The sequence below is a fragment of the Rhizobium sp. BK251 genome (assembly GCF_004345245.1).
Taxonomy (GTDB): Bacteria; Pseudomonadota; Alphaproteobacteria; order Rhizobiales; family Rhizobiaceae; genus Rhizobium.
In genome coordinates this window covers 308518-325791 of sequence record NZ_SLUQ01000001.1, presented here as the reverse complement: position 1 = coordinate 325791, position 17274 = coordinate 308518, and the positions used below count along the sequence as shown (strand labels likewise).

General features: G+C 62.7%; 13 protein-coding genes and 1 tRNA gene. 8 read left to right on the top strand and 6 right to left on the bottom strand.

The features are described from left to right. The first annotated feature begins 168 nt into the window (after nucleotides 1-168). On the top strand, nucleotides 169-1587 hold the full coding sequence (locus tag EV286_RS01520) for a DHA2 family efflux MFS transporter permease subunit (protein WP_132955231.1): 1419 nt from the start codon (nucleotides 169-171) through the stop codon (nucleotides 1585-1587). A 62-nt stretch (nucleotides 1588-1649) separates the two neighbouring features. Here EV286_RS01520 and EV286_RS01515 read toward each other — a convergent pair whose 3' ends face one another. Continuing rightward, entirely contained in the window at nucleotides 1650-2372 is a 723-nt protein-coding gene (locus tag EV286_RS01515) for an RlmE family RNA methyltransferase (protein ID WP_132955230.1), read from the bottom strand. A 115-nt stretch (nucleotides 2373-2487) separates the two neighbouring features. Further along, nucleotides 2488-4068 carry a Ppx/GppA phosphatase family protein gene (locus EV286_RS01510; RefSeq protein WP_132955229.1) on the bottom strand — a complete coding sequence of 527 codons (1581 nt, stop codon included), beginning with the start codon at nucleotides 4066-4068 and terminating at the stop codon, nucleotides 2488-2490. A 248-nt stretch (nucleotides 4069-4316) separates the two neighbouring features. Between EV286_RS01510 and EV286_RS01505 the strand changes: the two genes are divergently transcribed. Continuing rightward, nucleotides 4317-4390 (top strand) — tRNA-Gln (locus EV286_RS01505). A gap of 70 nt (nucleotides 4391-4460) precedes the next feature. Here EV286_RS01505 and EV286_RS01500 read toward each other — a convergent pair. The 4 genes from EV286_RS01500 to EV286_RS01485 form a co-directional block, all read right to left on the bottom strand. Further along, complete coding sequence (locus EV286_RS01500) at nucleotides 4461-5963, bottom strand: FAD-dependent monooxygenase (RefSeq protein ID WP_132955228.1); 1503 nt, start codon at nucleotides 5961-5963, stop codon at nucleotides 4461-4463. A gap of 75 nt (nucleotides 5964-6038) precedes the next feature. Further along, nucleotides 6039-6347, bottom strand: a complete 309-nt coding sequence (locus EV286_RS01495) for an MliC family protein (protein ID WP_245500582.1) — start codon at nucleotides 6345-6347, stop codon at nucleotides 6039-6041. Between the two features lie 72 nt (nucleotides 6348-6419). Next, nucleotides 6420-7760 carry a sensor histidine kinase gene (locus tag EV286_RS01490; protein WP_132955227.1) on the bottom strand — a complete coding sequence of 447 codons (1341 nt, stop codon included), beginning with the start codon at nucleotides 7758-7760 and terminating at the stop codon, nucleotides 6420-6422. After that, a complete protein-coding gene (locus EV286_RS01485; protein WP_132955226.1) occupies nucleotides 7757-8416 on the bottom strand; it encodes a response regulator transcription factor in 660 nt (219 codons plus the stop codon). Before EV286_RS01485 ends, EV286_RS01490 begins: the two co-directional genes overlap by 4 nt. A 258-nt stretch (nucleotides 8417-8674) precedes the next feature. Here EV286_RS01485 and cmoA point away from each other — a divergent pair, with 258 nt between their 5' ends. The 6 genes from cmoA (at nucleotide 8675) to EV286_RS01455 (ending at nucleotide 17166) form a co-directional block, all read left to right on the top strand. Next, the gene (gene cmoA, locus EV286_RS01480) at nucleotides 8675-9436 is read left to right on the top strand and encodes a carboxy-S-adenosyl-L-methionine synthase CmoA (RefSeq protein ID WP_132955225.1); all 762 of its coding nucleotides are present in this window, start codon (nucleotides 8675-8677) and stop codon (nucleotides 9434-9436) included. A gap of 13 nt (nucleotides 9437-9449) precedes the next feature. Continuing rightward, nucleotides 9450-10196, top strand: coding sequence for an isoprenylcysteine carboxylmethyltransferase family protein (locus EV286_RS01475; protein WP_132955224.1), 747 nt, complete (start codon nucleotides 9450-9452; stop codon nucleotides 10194-10196). Nucleotides 10197-10932: 736 nt separating this feature from the next. Next, nucleotides 10933-12069: a cupin domain-containing protein gene (locus EV286_RS01470; RefSeq protein ID WP_132955223.1), complete on the top strand. Its 1137-nt coding sequence runs from the start codon at nucleotides 10933-10935 to the stop codon at nucleotides 12067-12069. A gap of 128 nt (nucleotides 12070-12197) precedes the next feature. Next, entirely contained in the window at nucleotides 12198-12752 is a 555-nt protein-coding gene (locus EV286_RS01465) for a TetR/AcrR family transcriptional regulator (RefSeq protein WP_132955222.1), read from the top strand. A 46-nt stretch (nucleotides 12753-12798) separates the two neighbouring features. Beyond that, nucleotides 12799-13986, top strand: a complete 1188-nt coding sequence (locus EV286_RS01460; protein ID WP_132955221.1) for an efflux RND transporter periplasmic adaptor subunit — start codon at nucleotides 12799-12801, stop codon at nucleotides 13984-13986. A gap of 9 nt (nucleotides 13987-13995) precedes the next feature. Next, on the top strand, nucleotides 13996-17166 hold the full coding sequence (locus EV286_RS01455; RefSeq protein ID WP_132955220.1) for an efflux RND transporter permease subunit: 3171 nt from the start codon (nucleotides 13996-13998) through the stop codon (nucleotides 17164-17166). The last annotated feature ends 108 nt before the right edge of the window (nucleotides 17167-17274 follow it).

Sequence of the window (17274 nt, the reverse complement as noted above, 5' to 3'; positions counted from 1 at the left end):
ACCAGTCTCGACAAGCCGCGGTTGCAGGGCAAGTGGGCTCACGCAGACGTGATGCAATCGTGTAGGGCGAGCGCGATCAGGGATTGGCAGGGGCGGTGACTGGCATTACACAGCAAATGCCGATCCAAGGCCTCCCCTGCCTCCAGACTCCCATCAAGGCTTTTGCCGATGAATCGTATCGTGCCCCTGATTCTTGCCGTCGCGCTCTTCATGGAGCAGATGGATTCAACCGTGATTTCCACTGCACTGCCGGCAATCGCAACCGACCTCCACGTCGGGCCGATCACCCTCAAGCTTGCGCTTACTGCCTACATGGTGGCACTCGCGATCTTCATCCCGATCAGCGGCTGGATGGCGGATCGATACGGCGCAAAGAGGATCTTCCGGCTCGCCATCTGCGTCTTCGTCGTCGGCTCGGTCTTCTGCGCCTTCTCTTCCGGGCTTGTCGAATTCGTGCTTGCGCGCTTCCTGCAGGGCATGGGCGGCGCGATGATGACCCCGGTCGGGCGTCTCGTACTTCTGAGGACGACCCAGCGCAGCGAGCTCGTCTCGGCCATGGCGCTTCTCACCATTCCCGCGCTGGTCGGCCCGCTCGCGGGACCGCCGCTCGGCGGCTTCATCACCACCTATTTCAGCTGGCACTGGATCTTCCTGATCAACGTGCCGGTCGGCATCATCGGCGTCTGGCTTGCGACGATCTTCCTGCCCGAGGTCGAGGCGACGGCTCCGCCGCCACTTGACGTTACCGGCTTCATCCTCACGACGCTTGCCGCAGCCGGCGTCGTCTTTGGGCTTTCGGTGGTGAGCCTGCCCGCCCTGCCCCCGATCATCGGCATATCGGCGACGGTGGTCGGCCTGGTGTGCGGCGCCCTCTATGTCCGGCATGCGCGGCGACATCCGACGCCGATCCTCAACCTCAAGCTCTTCCGCAACGCCACCTTCCGGGCGTCAACGACGGGCGGCACGCTGTTTCGCATCTGCATCGGCGCGATGCCCTTCCTGACACCGCTGATGCTGCAGCTCGGCTTCGGCCTGACGCCATTCCAGTCCGGCCTCATCACCTTTGCCGGCGCGATCGGCGCAATCACCACCAAGTTCATGGCCCGGCGGGTCTTTGCTGCCACTGGCTTCCGCACGACACTGCTGTCAGCGGCTGCCGTGACGACCGTCGTCACCGTCATCACCGGCCTCTTCACGCCGGAGACCCCTCACCTCCTGATCATCGGCGTGCTGCTGATCGGTGGCTTCTCGCGCTCCTTCTTCTTCACCGGGGTCAACGCGCTCGCCTATGCGGACATCAACGATGCGGAAGCGAGCCAGGCGACCTCGATCAGCTCCGTCATGCAGCAGATCAGCCTCGCGCTCGGCGTTGCGCTTGCAGCCTCGATTCTCGAGACATCGACGTATTTCCACGGCGAACCGCTGCAACTCTCCGACTTCCATCTCGCCTTCTTCGTGATCGCGGCCCTGACCGTCCTTGCGACCATTCCCTTCATCCGCATGGACCGCCACGCCGGCGCCCTGGTTTCAGGCCACGGAGCCAAGCGTTCCGCACCGATGGAAGCGCAGCGCCAGGCAGCGAAATGAGAACGACGCCGCAGATTTGCCGTGGCTAGTCGCCCCGGCCATATTCGCGCAGGCTGCGCCGCTCAGGCATCATCCGCTGCCTGGGCTTCCTCGTTCCGACCCTTGAAGCCCTTTGCAAGCAGGAACATCTCGACGGATTCGGCGCGAGACGAGGCCGGCTTCACATGCACGACCTGGCGGAAATTCTGCTTCAGCATGGTGAGAAGATCGCGTTCCGTGCCACCCTGGAAGGTCTTGGCGAGGAAATGGCCCCCTTCCGCAAGAACCTCCACAGCGAAATAGGCAGCCGCCTCGCACAGGTGCATGGTGCGCAGATGGTCGGTGCGCTGGTGGCCGGTTGTCGGCGCCGCCATATCCGAGATGACAAGGTCCGGAACGCCGCCGACCGCCTCGACCAGCTTGCGCGGGGCTTCCGGGTCAAGGAAATCGAGCTGCAGGATCTGGACGCCAGGCAGGGGCGCCATCTCCAGGAAGTCGATCGCCGCGACGCGGACGTCCTCGTCCGTCGAGTCGGTGACCTTCGCCGCAATCTGGGACCAGCTTCCGGGAGCAGCGCCGAGATCGATGATGCGCCGCGCACCCTTGAGGATGTGATGCTTCTCGTCGATTTCCAGAAGCTTGAAGGCGGCGCGCGCGCGGTAGCCTTCCAGCTGCGCCCGCTGGACATAGGGGTCGTTGATATGGCGCTGCAGCCACTGCCGCGACGAGGCCTTCAGCTTTTTCTTCTTCACCCGCTGGCCGAGCTTCCGGCCCGTGCGGTTTGCCCCGATCGGTGGCTTGGTCATCAATCCCCTCGCAAACTATCCGCCGCGTCCTGCGCACCCGCTGCTGATGAGCCAGGGAAGCAGCAAGGCATCGAAACGCGCAATCCTTTTCGCAAACCGGTCGAGACGCCGCCCATCATGCGCTGGAACGCTGGCTTCGGCGATGGCGCGCGCGGCGCCAGACACCGTCCTCTGCCATCATGTCGGTCAGCAATCCTTCCCGAAGCCCGCGGTCGGCCACGCGCATGCGCTCGCTCGGCCACCGGCGGCGAATGGCCTCCAGTATGGCGCAGCCCGCCAGCACCAGGTCGGCCCTGTCCGGACCTATGCAGGGGTTGGCCGCCCTGCCGGCAAAATCCCACGAGAGGAGCTTCGCCTGCATGGCCGACACGTCCCTGTCTGAAAGCCAGATGCCGTCCACCTTGCGCCGGTCGTATCGCGGCAGGTCGAGGTGGACGCCGGCAAGCGTCGTGACAGTGCCGGAGGTTCCGATCAGATGAAAATCGCTGGGGCGGGCAGCCGTTCCGACAACGTGGACAGGGGGGCAATCGAAGCGGCCGAGCATCTGCTCGACCTCGGCGACCATGGCGCCGAAGACCTCCGGGGTCACGTCCCGCCCGCCGTGGCGCTCGGAAAGCGTCACCACGCCCACGGGCAGCGAGGTCCAATGCGTGATGTGGTTGGCCAGACGGCTCGACCGGTTCTCGCCGATACGGATGACGGCGATTTCGGAAGAGCCGCCGCCTATGTCGAAGAGAACCACCGAGCGGGTCTCGCGCCCGACGAGCGACGAGCAGCCCGAAACGGCAAGCCGTGCCTCGGTCTCGCGGTCGATGATTTCGAGTTCCAGCCCCGTTTCCTCGACCACGCGCGAAAGGAATTCCGAGCCGTTGTGGGCGGCCCTGCAGGCCTCGGTCGCAATCAGCCGCATGCGGCGGATTTCACGGTTCCGGAGCTTCGAGGCGCAGACACGAAGCGCATCGACCGCCCGGTCCATGGCATCGGTCGAAAGCCGGCCGCTCGCCCCGAGCCCTTCCCCCAGCCGCACGATGCGGGAGAACGCATCGACCACGCGAAACTGCCCCGGCCGCGTGGGCTGGGCAATCAGCAGGCGGCAATTGTTGGTGCCGAGATCGAGCGCGGCGTAAAGATCTTCCGGCCGTGTGCCTTTTTCAGCCCGAGGGCGCACGCGCTCATGGCCCGGACCGTTTTGCACGGCGGAAACAGCCTGGCGTTCCGGCGCCTGAATGGCCGACGGCGCCGGACTGCGCTGCGGCGAGACCGGTGGCGGCGCTGTCACATGGGCGTCGTGCGTCGGCGTCAGGGGACGCCCCTGCAGGCCGCGCTTGCCGCGATGTTTTCGCCGGTTCTTCTTGTTTCCGGAAAATGCGCCCGCATCAGGCTCGGGAGCCGGCTGCGCCACGGCGCGATGCGCCTGATGGTGGCCAAGCTCGGAGGCCTGCACCACCTTGGCCTGCGCCCCCGCGTGCGAACGGCGGCGACGCTTGCGCTTGCGCGACGGAGTTTCTGTCTCGCTGTCTAAGGGGCGTGCTGCCTCACCGGCAGCGCCGGCCTGGCCCGCATGAGCAGAAGTGGCCGCGCTTCGAGCATGCCCGCCGCGCTTGCCTTTTCGACGCCGGGACTTTCCGTCATCCCCGCGTCCTGCCACCGACGCCCCGCCAAATGACGGCTTTACGCCGTTCTCGGGGTCTTTCACGTGTCTTTTCCACCGCGCCGCGCAAAACCCCTGGGGGATGCAGCAGGCGCTCGCTAGATTTTCGTTGGCGCCAAGATATCAGCGACAGGATATTTCGCCAAATTCTTTTTTCCGCCGCCCGCCCCGGCCATCCGCAATCATGCCGCGCGGATACCTGTCTATTTTTTTCGAAACAGTATTTGCAATTCACAATCTTTTGGCTATAAGCCCCGCACACCGACGGGCAGCCCAATTGGGCGCCGCCCCGTTGGGGAATAGTTCAATGGTAGAACAGCGGACTCTGACTCCGTCGATCTTGGTTCGAATCCAGGTTCCCCAGCCAATTCTCCCTAAAAGCCCTTAATTCCTTGTTTTTTTCGGACGTGCTGGTCCCGTTTTGATGTGGCGGTCGATCAGGGGCGCGCAGCGACGCGGCCGGAGTGCTGGTCTTTCAGCTGCGCAAGATAGGTCCGTACTGCCTGCCAGCCGCCGAGGCGGGCGGTCATTGCGACGTAGCCGTCGGGACGAACGAGCCAGATGCCGCGTGGGTCGATCGGCGGGCGCAGATGGCCCTCCAGCAGCGCTGAATGCTGCGCCAATTCAGCGGCGGCTTCGCTTTCGGTGGCTGGAGCAAAGATTGCGAAGAGGGGACGGTCGGCTGCGCCTATCGCTCCGCTATCGTCCGGCGGCAGTCGATGTCCCGGCGATGGACCCTTCAGACCGCCGGCGTGGCTGCCGTTGAGTGGACTGGTCTCGTAGCCGATGGAAAGCTCGGCCAGCGTCTCGCCGGCAGCCCGCTGCACCGCCTGCAGCCCGATAAGGTGCCGCGCGACGAAATCCCGTGCCGCCTGGGCGAGGCTGTTGCGAAGCATCGCCACCCTGGTCAGCCGGCCGGCATCGGCAATCACCTTTGCTGCCACGGCGCTGCGCTCGATGCTGTAGCTTTCGAGAAGGCGCTGGTCGCAATCGCCATGGCAAACGAGCGCCAGCTTCCAGGCCAGATTGATGGCATCCTGCATGCCGGTATTCATGCCCTGGCCACCGGCCGGGCTGTGAACGTGTGCCGCGTCGCCGGCGAGGAACACCCTGCCGTAGCGGAAATCCTCTACTTTTCTCTCGTTGATCCGGAACCGCGCCATCCAGACCGGATCCGAGGCGACAAGGCCGCCCGGTCCGCGTTCGTCGATGATTGCCTGGACTTCCCGAAGCTCCGGTTCGCGCGCTTCTTCGCCCGCAGGCGTACCAGTGCTCCCGATGAGACGCGTCCGGCCGCCGGGAAGCGGAAGCAGGACGAGCACGCCGTTCCTGTGCCAGAAGGTCACGATTTCGTTGGCCGGCAAGGTTCCTGAAAGCCGGATGTCCGCTAGGACGAACTCCGTCGGCACGGTCTCGCCCGGGAACTCCTTGCCGAGCCCGTGGCGCACCAGGCTGTGGGCACCGTCGCAACCGACGAGCCAGTCGGCGGCGACGGTCCCGGAGCTGCCATCGGGCCGCTCGACGGTTGCCGTCACCATCTCTCCGTTGTCGGAAAACGCCTTCAGCTCCACCGAACGCTCGACCACGACGCCAAGCGCCGCAAGCCGCGCCTCCAATATCCGTTCGGTTTCGGACTGGGGGATCATCAGCGCAAAGGGATAGGGTGTGTCTAGCCGGTCCATAGTCACGCGACCGATGCTTTCGGTGCCCGCGACGATGCTGGCGGCCCTGACCTGAACGCCGGCAGCAATCAATTGGCCCGCGAGGTCTGCGCGGTCGAGCAGTTCGAGCGAGCGGCTCCAGACCGCGACGGCTTTTGACTTGTCGGTCCGCGCCGACGCCTTCTCGATGATCCGCACCGGGACCCCGTATCGCGAGAGTTCTATTGCGAGGGTAAGGCCAACGGGGCCGGCACCCACGATCAGGACTTTCGGGTTCATGCCTGTTCCCCCTCGCAAATGATGCCTATCCGGCCTTGCCACAACGGATTGCCAACGCTCTCCGTTGGTCCGATCTCAGTCGGTGCGGCAAGTCTCGCTCTTGCCGCCACGCGTCAGCGTGGCCTCCCTGCCCTTGATCCAGAACTCGATATCGTCATTGGCGTAGCGACCGCCATCGGCAGACACGACCTGAGGCAATGTGATCTCCCCGGGCGAACCCGCAAAGACGAGCTTGACGTTTCCGGGCGACGAGCTGACCGGCGAAAAGGCTGCGTGGAGCTTTGTTCCACCGCTGCACTCGTAACTTGCCTCGGCCGAGAATGCGTCTCCCGCCGTTGCCACAAGCATTGCAAGCGCCATTATCACGATGGTTCGGGCTGTCACGGCTGCATTCCTCCATGCTGCAACGGATCGGTATAAGGCGACGAGGCTGCGTATTTCGTCAAGTAGGAGCGCTTACCCGCGAGCCGGCTCGGGCAGGATCAGGCGAACCTCGAATCCGGACTGCCTTCCGGTTGCCGGCGAGATCAGCTCCATTCTGCCTCCCATCTGCACAGCGATGCGTTCGGCGATCGCGAGGCCCAATCCGGAGCCGACCGACTGGGTCTTCCCGCGGCGGAAACGTCCCTTCAGCGCCTCAAGCTCATCCCTGTCCAGCGGGGCGCTGTCGTTTTCGATGCGGATGACGCCATCCCGCTCCAGGCTGATGTTCACGGGATGGTCCGGATCACCGTGCAGCAGGGCATTTTCGATCAGGTTGCGCATGACGATGCCGAACGCATCGACGTCGACATTGCGAAGCAGCGTTGCACCTGGCGCAACGTGATACTGCAGTCGATTGGCCGCCCTGCTGTCGACCCGGTAGTCGTGTACGACTATGTCCAGCACCCTGCGCAGATCGGCCAGCGTCTCGCTGGTACCGATGCCGGCCTCTGCACGCGAAAGCTGCAAGAGCTTCTCTGCAAGCCGGCCGAACCTGACGAGCGAGGACTCGATCTGTCGCGCGCGCCGCTTGGTACTGCCATCCGGGAGCTCGTCGATAAGGCGTTGCGTCTGCGCAAGGGCGCCGGCAATCGGCGTCCGCAGTTCATGTGCGCTGGTGGCGGTGAATTCCCGCTCCGCATCAAGGGCCGAGCGCAGGCGGTCGAGTAGCAGGTTGACCGAGCGGGCGATCGGGCGCAATTCCTTCTGCAGGCCCGTTTGATCGATCGGCGCCATGTTGCCGCCGTCCTTCGTCGCGATCTGCTGCCGCAGCAGGTCGACCGGCCTCAGTGCCCGCCTCACGATAAGCCGGACTGCAACCATGCTGGCGGGAATAAGAATGAGGAGCGGAATAAGAAGGACCAGCGCGGTTTCGCGCACGGCTTCGCGCCTGTTGGCGAAGCGGTCGGCCACGTGCAGAAAGAACCGGCCATCCGGTGTTGCCGCCGTGTAAAGCCGAATCTGGCTGGCGTCGTAAAAGCCGGCTTTCAACGGCACGGCGAACGGCTCTTCCGGGGCATCCGCCGAACGCAGCATCACACGACCGTCAGCGTCGCGGAGCTGGTAAGTGAGATACTCGCGCCCGTTCGATGCCAAAAGGCCGTCAAGGTGATCTCCGTCATTCAGGTGGCTGATTCGCTCGACGGCAAGCGTCAGAAGTATCTGCGCCGTCTCCGTAAGCTCGCTGTCGAAGATCTCGTCGAATTCCTCGCGCATGGTCTGAACGCTGAGACCGATCGCGAGCAGCCAGAACAGCACCAGGACGCTGACGATCGCGAGAACCAGTGGGCGGATGAGGCTCGGTTCCCGCTTCATTTGTCCTCCAGACTATATCCCACCCCGCGCACGGTCGTGATCCGATCCTTGCCGATTTTCTTGCGCAAGCGGCTGATATAGACCTCGACGGTATTGCTCTCGATCTCCGATCCGAAGGCATAGAGCGCCTCCTCGATTCGATCCTTCGGAACGATCGAGCCGACGCGCGCAACGAGAAGGTCGAGGATGGCCCATTCGCGGCTCGTCAGCACGACCTGCTCGTCCGCCACCGTCAGCTTGTGCTCCGGGCGGTCGATCTCGATATCGGCGAAGCGGATGACGGGATGCGGCACGCTGTCGTGCCGGCGGGAGACGGCCATCATCCTCGCTTCCAGTTCACCGAGGTCGAATGGCTTGACAAGATAGTCGTCGGCGCCGCTGTTCAATCCTTCTATCCGGTCGGATATCTGGTCGCGCGCCGTGATGACTATGACCGGCGTCGCATTGCCCTGTCGCCGAAGACGTTTCAGGAGCTCGATCCCGCTGCCGTCCGGCAGTTGAAGATCCAGGAGAACCAGACCGTAGTTTACCGCTTCGAGCGCCGTCGAGCCGTCGGACAACATGCGAACCCAGTCCACGGCATAGGAAGACGCCACGAGGTGGTCACGCACCGCGTCCCCAATCATCAAATCATCTTCGACCAATAGAACCCGCAAGCCGACCCTCCCGATTTAGCTAGCGCGCAAAGCTCCCGGGGGTCAAGTGCGGCCACCTTGGCTGCCGGCCCGGCCCGAAACTGCGTGGATTCGGCGTTCAGGTGTCTGTCAGCTTCGAATGCATGACTCCGCAGGAGCTTTGCGCCGAGTCGGCCCTGCGGATCGAACGGCACAGCCAAATGCCGGTATTGCGATTGTGGCCGAACCATTCCGGATCGCCTGGCGAATAGCGGCAAACGCACAGAAGGAACAATTGAAATGGCGAAGATCGTGGCAAGCATACCGCTGCGCACAGAGCTAAGGGACGAAGTATTCGCCGAGGCGGAACAACCGGTGGGTGACTTTACCTTCAATGCCAAGGTCGCCGACGTGTTCGACGACATGGTGAGCCGATCGGTACCCTTCTACGAGGAAATCCAGCGCATGGTTTGCGAACTGGCACGCGATTTTGCCAAGCCGCAGACAAATCTATACGACATCGGCTGCTCGACGGCGACGACATTGCTCAGCCTCGACGCTCTTGTCGATCCAAGCGTCAATTTCATTGGCATCGACAACGCACCCGACATGCTGGAGAAAGCCGGGCAGAAGGTGCAGCGTTCTGGTGCGCGGCACAACATAGACCTGCAGGTGGGCGACCTGCACCAGGGAATTCATCTTGAGAACGCCAGCGTCGTCACCATGCTGCTGACCCTGCAATTCATCCGCCCCCTCTATCGCGAACGGGTGATGAAGACGATCTTCTCCGGCTTGAACGACCAAGGCTGCCTGCTGCTCGTCGAGAAGGTCACGAGCGAGGACACCATGTTCAACCGTCTCTTCATCGAGCACTACTACAACTACAAGCGCCGCAACGGCTATTCGGAGATCGAGATTTCCAAGAAGCGGGAAGCGCTCGAAAACGTACTCATTCCCTACCGTCTGGAGGAAAACATGCAGCTTCTGAAGGAGACTGGCTTCAGCAGTGTCGAGGTTTTCTTCCGGTGGTACAATTTCTGCGGTATCATCGCAGTCAAGTAAGGTGACAGATCTCATGAAGTCCGCGATGGTGCACATCGGAAACTTCTTCTTCCGGTTCCGCAACCTGGCGTTTCCCGGCATCATCGTCGTGCTGCTTCTGATAAAAGCGCCGCCGTCCGAGATATTCGGCAGCCATGCGCTGGAGCGGCTGAAAGACATTATTGCATTGGGCATCGTACTCTTCGGCCTGGTCTTCCGGGCCGTGGTCATCGGTTACGCCTATATCCAGCGCGGCGGATTGAAGAAGAGGGTCTATGCCAAGGACCTGGTAACCGAGGGCATGTTCGGCGTTTGCCGAAATCCGCTCTATGTCGGCAACATGCTTATCTACTCCGGCGTGTTCCTGATGCACGGCGATCCGCTCGTCGTCTTTGTCGGCATTGCGTCCTTCGCCTTCATCTATCAGTGCATCGTTTATGCCGAGGAGGCTTTCCTGGAGGGCCGTTTTGGCGACGGATATCGTGCCTATTGTGCCGACGTGCCTCGCTGGCTGCCGCGGATCGGCAACTTCGCAGCAGCCACTAGGGGCATGGAGTTCAACTTCAAGCGGGTCATCGCCAAGGATTATTCGACCGTGTCGGCGGCCTTGATTGCCCTGCTGCTGGTGGAGATCTACAAGTATCTCGCCGCTGCCGAGCCGGGCCAATACATCGTCTACCCGTCTTTGCTGGTGATGATGATGGCACTTGTCGGCATCGCGACGGCGCTGGTCAGCTTTCTCAAGAAGCGTGGCGTCTTCAGCGAAGGCAAGCCTGCTTGAGGCGCGCGAACCCGGCGCCGGCTGGAGATCAGCCGCCGGCGCCGTGGGCACTGCCCGGTTCGAGGCGATTTAAAAAGCTCGTCGCATTTGTCCCTTTCGCGGCATTCCTCCGTCGCGCGCAATTCTGACGGCCCCGGCTGCGCAATCCTTCCTACAGGGCCAACTCATCCTGGCGGAAAGCGTCCTGCGCGCGGCGAGAAAAGAGACGGCTCGAAATAGGACCTTGATCCTCATGCAGCGCGACCCTGCCGCCAAGTAGGCGCACTCCATTAACTCACCACTTCGCACCCCTCGCCATCGCTGCTGACACAATAAGCCGCGGCCCAATGCCGGCCCGCCTGCCGCCTTTCGCCGGGAAGATACAAGACGGCGGCCATCGGCTGGCCCGACGATGCGCCACCTTTCCTTCCGTGGTCGGCCTGTCGCCCGCGGCCGGTTTTTTCCGACGCAGAGGAGCTGTTGTGGTGGAGAGCTACCGCACTGGACAACCGAGCGACGCCGACAATGCCTCGAGACGCGGCTCCTCCAAGGTCGCCGAGTGCATCCTTCCACACAGTTCCTCTCAAAATAGACAGATCCAGCCATCCCATGGCGCCATGTCAGATCCGATCCTCACCGATCAGTTGCCCGATGACTTTGCCGCGGGGTTTGGCGGCCACTTCGTCCAGTGCGGTCGAGGCAGATTCTAGTTGTGACAGCCAAAGGCATTCAACGGTTTCAAAAGAAGGAGCGAGAAATGGATGACATGTCAGTTGCCCAACCCATCAACGGAACGCACGGAGCCAGCGTTGCCGGTCCGCGAAACATCCAGCTGGAAGGCCAGGTGCCGGACATCTTTGCCGCGCCGCTCACCGACAAGGGGTCGCTGCCCAACCTTCATTTTCCATTTGCCTTTGCGCACAACCGGCTCGAGGACGGCGGCTGGGCGCGCGAGGTGACGGTACGCGAAATGCCGGCGATGAAGGAGTTGGCAATCGTCAACATGCGCCTTGGTCCGGGGGTCGTGCGCGAACTCCATTGGCACAAGGAGGCCGAGTGGTCCTATATCACCGCGGGAAAGGCGCGGCTGACGGTCGTCGACGCCGACGGATATCTTTCCGTGGATGATCTCGAGCCCGGCGATATCTGGCTCGTGCCCTCGGGCGTGCCGCATTCGATCCAGGGCCTCGAGGAAGGCACGGAGTTTGTCCTCGTCTTCGATGACGGCAATTTCTCGGAGAACCAGACCCTGCTCATCACCGAGCTCATGGCGCATCTGCCGCCGAGCGTGGTCGCCAAGAATTTCGGCCTGCCCGAAGCGGCGTTCAAGGGCTTGCCAAAGGAAGAGAAGTACATCTTCCGCCTCCCCGTTCCGGCTTCACTTGACGAAGTGCGCAAGCAGCTGCCGAACAATCCGCCTCCCCAATCCTACGTGTTTCACGCGTCGAAAGTTCCCCCGAACAAATTCGACGGCGGCTCGACCAAAGTGGTCGACGTCAAGCAGTTTCCCGAAACGACACTCTCGGCGCTGATCATCGAACTCGAACCCGGTGCGATGCGTGAGGTGCACTGGCACCCGGACGGCGACGAGCTGCAATACTATATCAAGGGTGAAGCGCGCATGACCGTCTTCGACGCGACCAACAATGCCCGCACGTTCAACTATCGCGCCGGCGATGTCGGATATGTCCCGAAGACGCTTGCCCACTACATCGAGAACACTGGCACCGAGCCGGTTCTCGTCATCAACGTGTTCAGCACGCGCCGCTACCGCGATGTGTCCCTGAACCAGTGGATGGCGCTGACACCGCCCGACATGGTGCGTGGCACGCTGGACATCGACGATACCGTCATGAAGGCGCTGCGGCGGGAACGTCGGCCTGTCGTGCGCTGAAAGCCTGCGCGCCGCCTTGGGAATACCCAGGGCGGCGCTTGCCCGCCGGATGAAATCCTCCGGCGATTTTTTTGCTTGCATAAAAACACGAACGTTCGTATTTAAATCGCGAATTTTCGGAGTGCAACGTGACAAGAACCCGCAAGATTACCGCTGACGACATCCTCGACGCTGCCGAACGCGTCGTCGTTCAGCATGGTGCGGCCGGCTTGTCGATTGACGCTGTCGCTCAGGAGGCGGGCGTCAGCAAATCGAGGGTGGTCTACGATCACAAGACCAAGAGCGCGCTTCTCGCCGCATTGGTCGACCGCCGTATCCAGAGGGATATGGAGGCGGTAAAAAAGGCTGTCGAGGACAGCAAGGACACCCCGCATCCCGAGCTGTTCGGGCGGATTGCCTTCGCCGAACCAGTGCCGGACGAGGCCGAGATGGCGGTGGCGATGGCTGTATGCGCTTCGATGTCCAGCGACGAGAGCCTGCAGCAGCAGATGCGCGGTTGGGTGGCGCGGGATCTACAGGCGATGGCAAGCGGGGCCCGCCCGAAGGCGGCGCTGATTGCCTACCTGGCATTGACGGGTTTGTTTTGCACGGAGCTCTTCGGTTTCCATCAATGGACCGGCGGTGATCGTCGCGAAATTCTCGATGGAATTCGGGCCACTTACGCAACGTTCCCCGAGACTTGATAGCAGACGGCAGTCGTTAAACTCAATTTCAGTAAGGAAACCTTCCATGCCCAGCAGCCGACAGCTGCCGCGCCTCAAGGCGCTGTTTACAGCAGCTTCCCTCACCCTTGCCACCGCAGGAGAACTTGCAGCTCAGCAGGGTATGGAGATGCCGCCGCCCGCGGTGAGCGTGCTCGAGCTGAAAGCCCATGCCGTCCCCGTCGTCAGCGAACTGCCGGGACGCGTCGCCGCCACCCGCGTTTCCGAAGTCCGAGCGCAGGTCTCGGGTATCCTTCAGGAGCGGGTCTTTGAACAGGGTACCCTCGTAAAGCAGGGCGACGTTCTCTATCGCATCGATCCGCGGCTGTTCAAGGTGCGCGTCGCCAGCGCCGAGGCATCGCTTCAGCGTGCGAAGGCCACGCAGACGAACGCGCAACAGCAGCTCGATCGCCAGAAGTCGCTGCGGGATCGGAACATTGCGAGCGGCGTCGACTACGATACGGCAGCCGTCAATCTGGCGCAGGCCGAGGCCGACGTGGCGCTTGCGCAGGCGGCACTTGACGAAGCCAAGATCAATCTCGACTACACCGAGGTTCGCGCTCCGATCACAGGCATCATCGGCGGCGCCCTCATCACGGAAGGTGCGCTGGTTACCGCAGACGGAACCCAGAATCTCGCCCTCATCCAGCAGGTCGATCCTGCTTACGCCGATTTCACCCAATCCGCGCAGGAGCTTCTGTCGCTGAAACGGGCTGTTGAAAGCGGCAAGCTCGCAAGTCCGGCTCCGGGCGAAGCGACAGTCGAGCTCGTGTTCGACGACGGAGCGGTCTATCCGAAGGCTGGCCGCCTTCTCTTCGCGAGCGCCAACGTCGATGCCACGACCGGCCAGGTCACCCTGCGCGCCGAATTCCCGAATCCTGATCGCGATCTGCTTCCCGGAATGTATGTCCGCGTGAGGGTAGCCCAGGCAGTACGCCAGGACGCGATCACGGTACCGCAGCGATCGGTGCTGCGAACGCAGGACGGGCGGGCGCAGGTCTACGTGGTCTCCAAGGATGCGACCGCCGAGGCCCGCGACATTAAGCTGGGTCAGGCACTTGGCTCCGAATGGGTCGTGGAATCGGGCCTCCAGCCGGGCGAGCAGATCGTCGTCGACGGAGCGCAGAAGGTGCAGCCGGGTGGCAAGGTCGCACCCGAACCGTGGAAGCCGTCCGAAGGACAGACCCCGGCAGCTTCCGAACAGACGAGCAAGTAAGGCAGCCCCATGGCACAGCTATTTATCAGACGGCCTATCCTTGCCTGGGTATTCGCCCTCTTCATCTCGATCGCCGGCATCATCTGCCTTCCGTTCCTGCCGATTGCGCAGTACCCGAAGGTTGCGCCGCCGCAGCTCACGATCTCGACGAACTATCCGGGCGCCTCCCCCCAGGAGATCTATCAGGGCGTGACCCGCCTGATAGAAGACGAGCTGAATGGCGTCGACGGGCTCATGTACTTCGAGTCGACCTCCGATACCTCGGGCTCCGTTTCCATCAACGCCACCTTCGAGGCCGGCACCAACATCAACCAGGCATCGGTGGACGTGCAGAATGCCATCCGCAGGGTGGAATCCAGGCTTCCGTCCGCGGTGACGGCACAGGGGGTGAACGTGGAGGAGGCGTCATCCGGCTTCCTGATGTTCGTGTCCCTGACCTCGACCAACGGCGCGCTCGATGAGGTGGCGTTGGGCGACTACATCACCCGCAACATCATCGGCGAAATTCGCCGACTCGACGGTGTCGGCCGTGCGCAGCTCTTTGCTGCGCAAAGGGCGATGCGCGTGTGGATCGACCCGGACAAGATGGTCGGTCTCAATCTCACCACAGCCGACATCAATGAGGCGATCGGCTCGCAGAATGCGCAGGTCGCGGCAGGCCAGGTCGGTGCGGCACCGAACCCGATCACCCAGGACCTGACGGCGACCGTGCTCGTCAAGGGCCAGCTCGCAAACGCCGAGGAATTCGGGAATATCGTCCTTCGTGCAAACGCCGATGGCAGCACCGTCAGGCTGCGTGACGTGGCGCGTGTCGAGCTCGGCGCCGAAAGCTACAACTTCTCGAGCCGCCTGAACGGCCAGCCGAGCGCGGCACTTGCCGTCCAGCTGTCCTCGACGGGCAATGCCGTGGCGACCTCTGCAGCCGTCCGGGAAAAGATGGAGGAACTGTCCAGCTTCTTCCCGCCGGGCGTCGAATACAGCGTCCCCTATGATACCAGCCCCTTCGTCTCGGCATCGATCGAGAAGGTGCTGCACACGCTTATCGAGGCCGTCATCCTCGTCTTCTTCGTGATGCTGATCTTCCTGCAGAACTTCCGCTACACGATCATCCCGACGATCGTGGTACCGGTGGCGCTGCTGGGCACCTGCGCAGTCATGCTGGCCGCGGGCTTCTCCATCAACGTGCTGACGATGTTCGCTATGGTGCTCGCCATCGGCATCCTCGTCGACGACGCAATCGTCGTGGTCGAGAACGTCGAGCGCATCATGGCGGAGGAAGGTCTTTCGCCGAAGGAAGCGACCAAGAAAGCCATGCGCCAGATCACCGGCGCCATCCTCGGCATCACGCTGGTACTCTCCTGCGTGTTCATCCCCATGGCGTTCTTCCCGGGCTCGACCGGCATCATCTATCGCCAGTTCAGCCTGACCATGGTCGTGTCGATCCTGTTCTCGGCGTTCCTGGCGCTATCGCTGACGCCCGCGCTCTGCGCGACGTTCCTGAAGCCGATCAAGAAGGGCCATCACGAGAAGAAGGGCATTGGCGGCTGGTTCAACCGCAAGTTCGACGGTCTGACGAAGCGCTACACCAGCGCCGCATCGGGCATGGCGCGCCGCGCGGGCCGGATGATGATCATCTATCTCGCCCTCGTCGCTGGCCTCGGATATCTCTTCATCAATCTCCCCAGCGCCTTCGTTCCGAACGAAGACCAGGGCTTCCTGATCGTGGACATCCAGGGCCCACCTGAGGCCAGTGCCAACCGCACACTTGCCTCCATCGAGCAGATCGAAGGCATCTTCCGGACCGAGCCATCCGTCCGCGACGTCGTCGCGATCCAGGGCTTCAGTTTTTCGGGCAACGGTGCCAACGCCGCGCTGATGTTCGTCACCCTCAAGGACTGGAGCGAACGCGGCGCGGGCCAATCGGTGCAGGACATCGCAAATCGCGTGAACATGCAGCTTTTTGCCCTCAAGGACGCGACCAGCTTCGCGCTCTCCCCTCCGCCGATCGAAGGCTTCGGCACGACAGGCGGCTTCTCGTTCCGTCTCCAGGATCGCAATGGCCTCGGCCAGCAAGCGCTTTCTTCAGCCGCGGCCGAACTCATGCAAAAGGCCGGGCAGAGCCCGCTTTTGGCAGGTATGCGCATCGAAGGCCTGCCCGATGCCGCGCAGGTGCTGCTGGTCATCGACCGCGAGAAGGCCAACACCTTTGGCGTGACCTTCGCCGACATCAACAACACCATCACGGCCAATCTCGGCTCGTCCTACATCAACGACTTCCCGAACTCCGGCCGCATGCAGCGCGTGATCGTGCAGGCACAGGACCGCGACAGGCTGCAGGTCGAGGACATCCTCAAGCTCAACGTGCGGAACGCGAGCGGCGGCATGGTACCCTTGTCCTCCTTCGCCATCGCACAATGGCAGAAGGGTTCGCCCCAGATCGTCGGCTATAACGGCTATCCGACAGTGCGCATCGGCGGCGAGCCCGCACCGGGCACGTCATCCGGTGTCGCGATCGCGGAGATGGAGCGTCTCGCCTCGCAACTGCCTAATGGCGTCGGTTTCGAGTGGACGGGGCAGTCGCTGGAGGAAATCAAGTCCGGCACGCAGGCGCCGATCCTGTTCGGCCTCAGCATCCTCTTTGTCTTCCTGTTGCTGGCAGGTCTCTACGAGAGCTGGTCGATCCCGCTCTCCGTCATGCTCGTCGTGCCTCTCGGCATCATCGGATGCGTGCTCGCGGTGATGCTGCGCGACATGCCGAACGACCTCTATTTCAAGGTCGGCCTGATAGCGATCATCGGCCTGTCGGCGAAGAATGCGATCCTGATTGTGGAGTTCGCAAAGGACTATTACGCGGAGGGGCGCTCGCTCACCGATGCCGCCGTGGACGCCGCGCGGGTGCGTTTCCGCCCGATCATCATGACATCGCTTGCCTTCACATTGGGCGTCGTGCCGCTTGCCATAGCCACCGGCGCCAGCGCGGCCAGCCAGAATGCGATCGGCACCGGTGTTCTCGGAGGAATGATCACGGCGACCGTTCTCGCAATCTTCTTCGTGCCGGCCTTCTTCGTCTTCGTCCTGAAGCTGTTCAGGACGAAGCGGCCCGACGCAGAGCGCGAGACCGACGAGAAGTTGCCCGTGGCGTTGGCGACTTCGGAAAGCAAGACCAGCACACCGGCTTGAGCCGGGCCGGCGTGCTCCCTGCCTTGCATCCTCCGGACCAAGGCAATTGCCCCCGAAACGCCGCAACTGGACGAAGTTCCAGTTGCGGCTGGGGTCTGACTGCTGTCT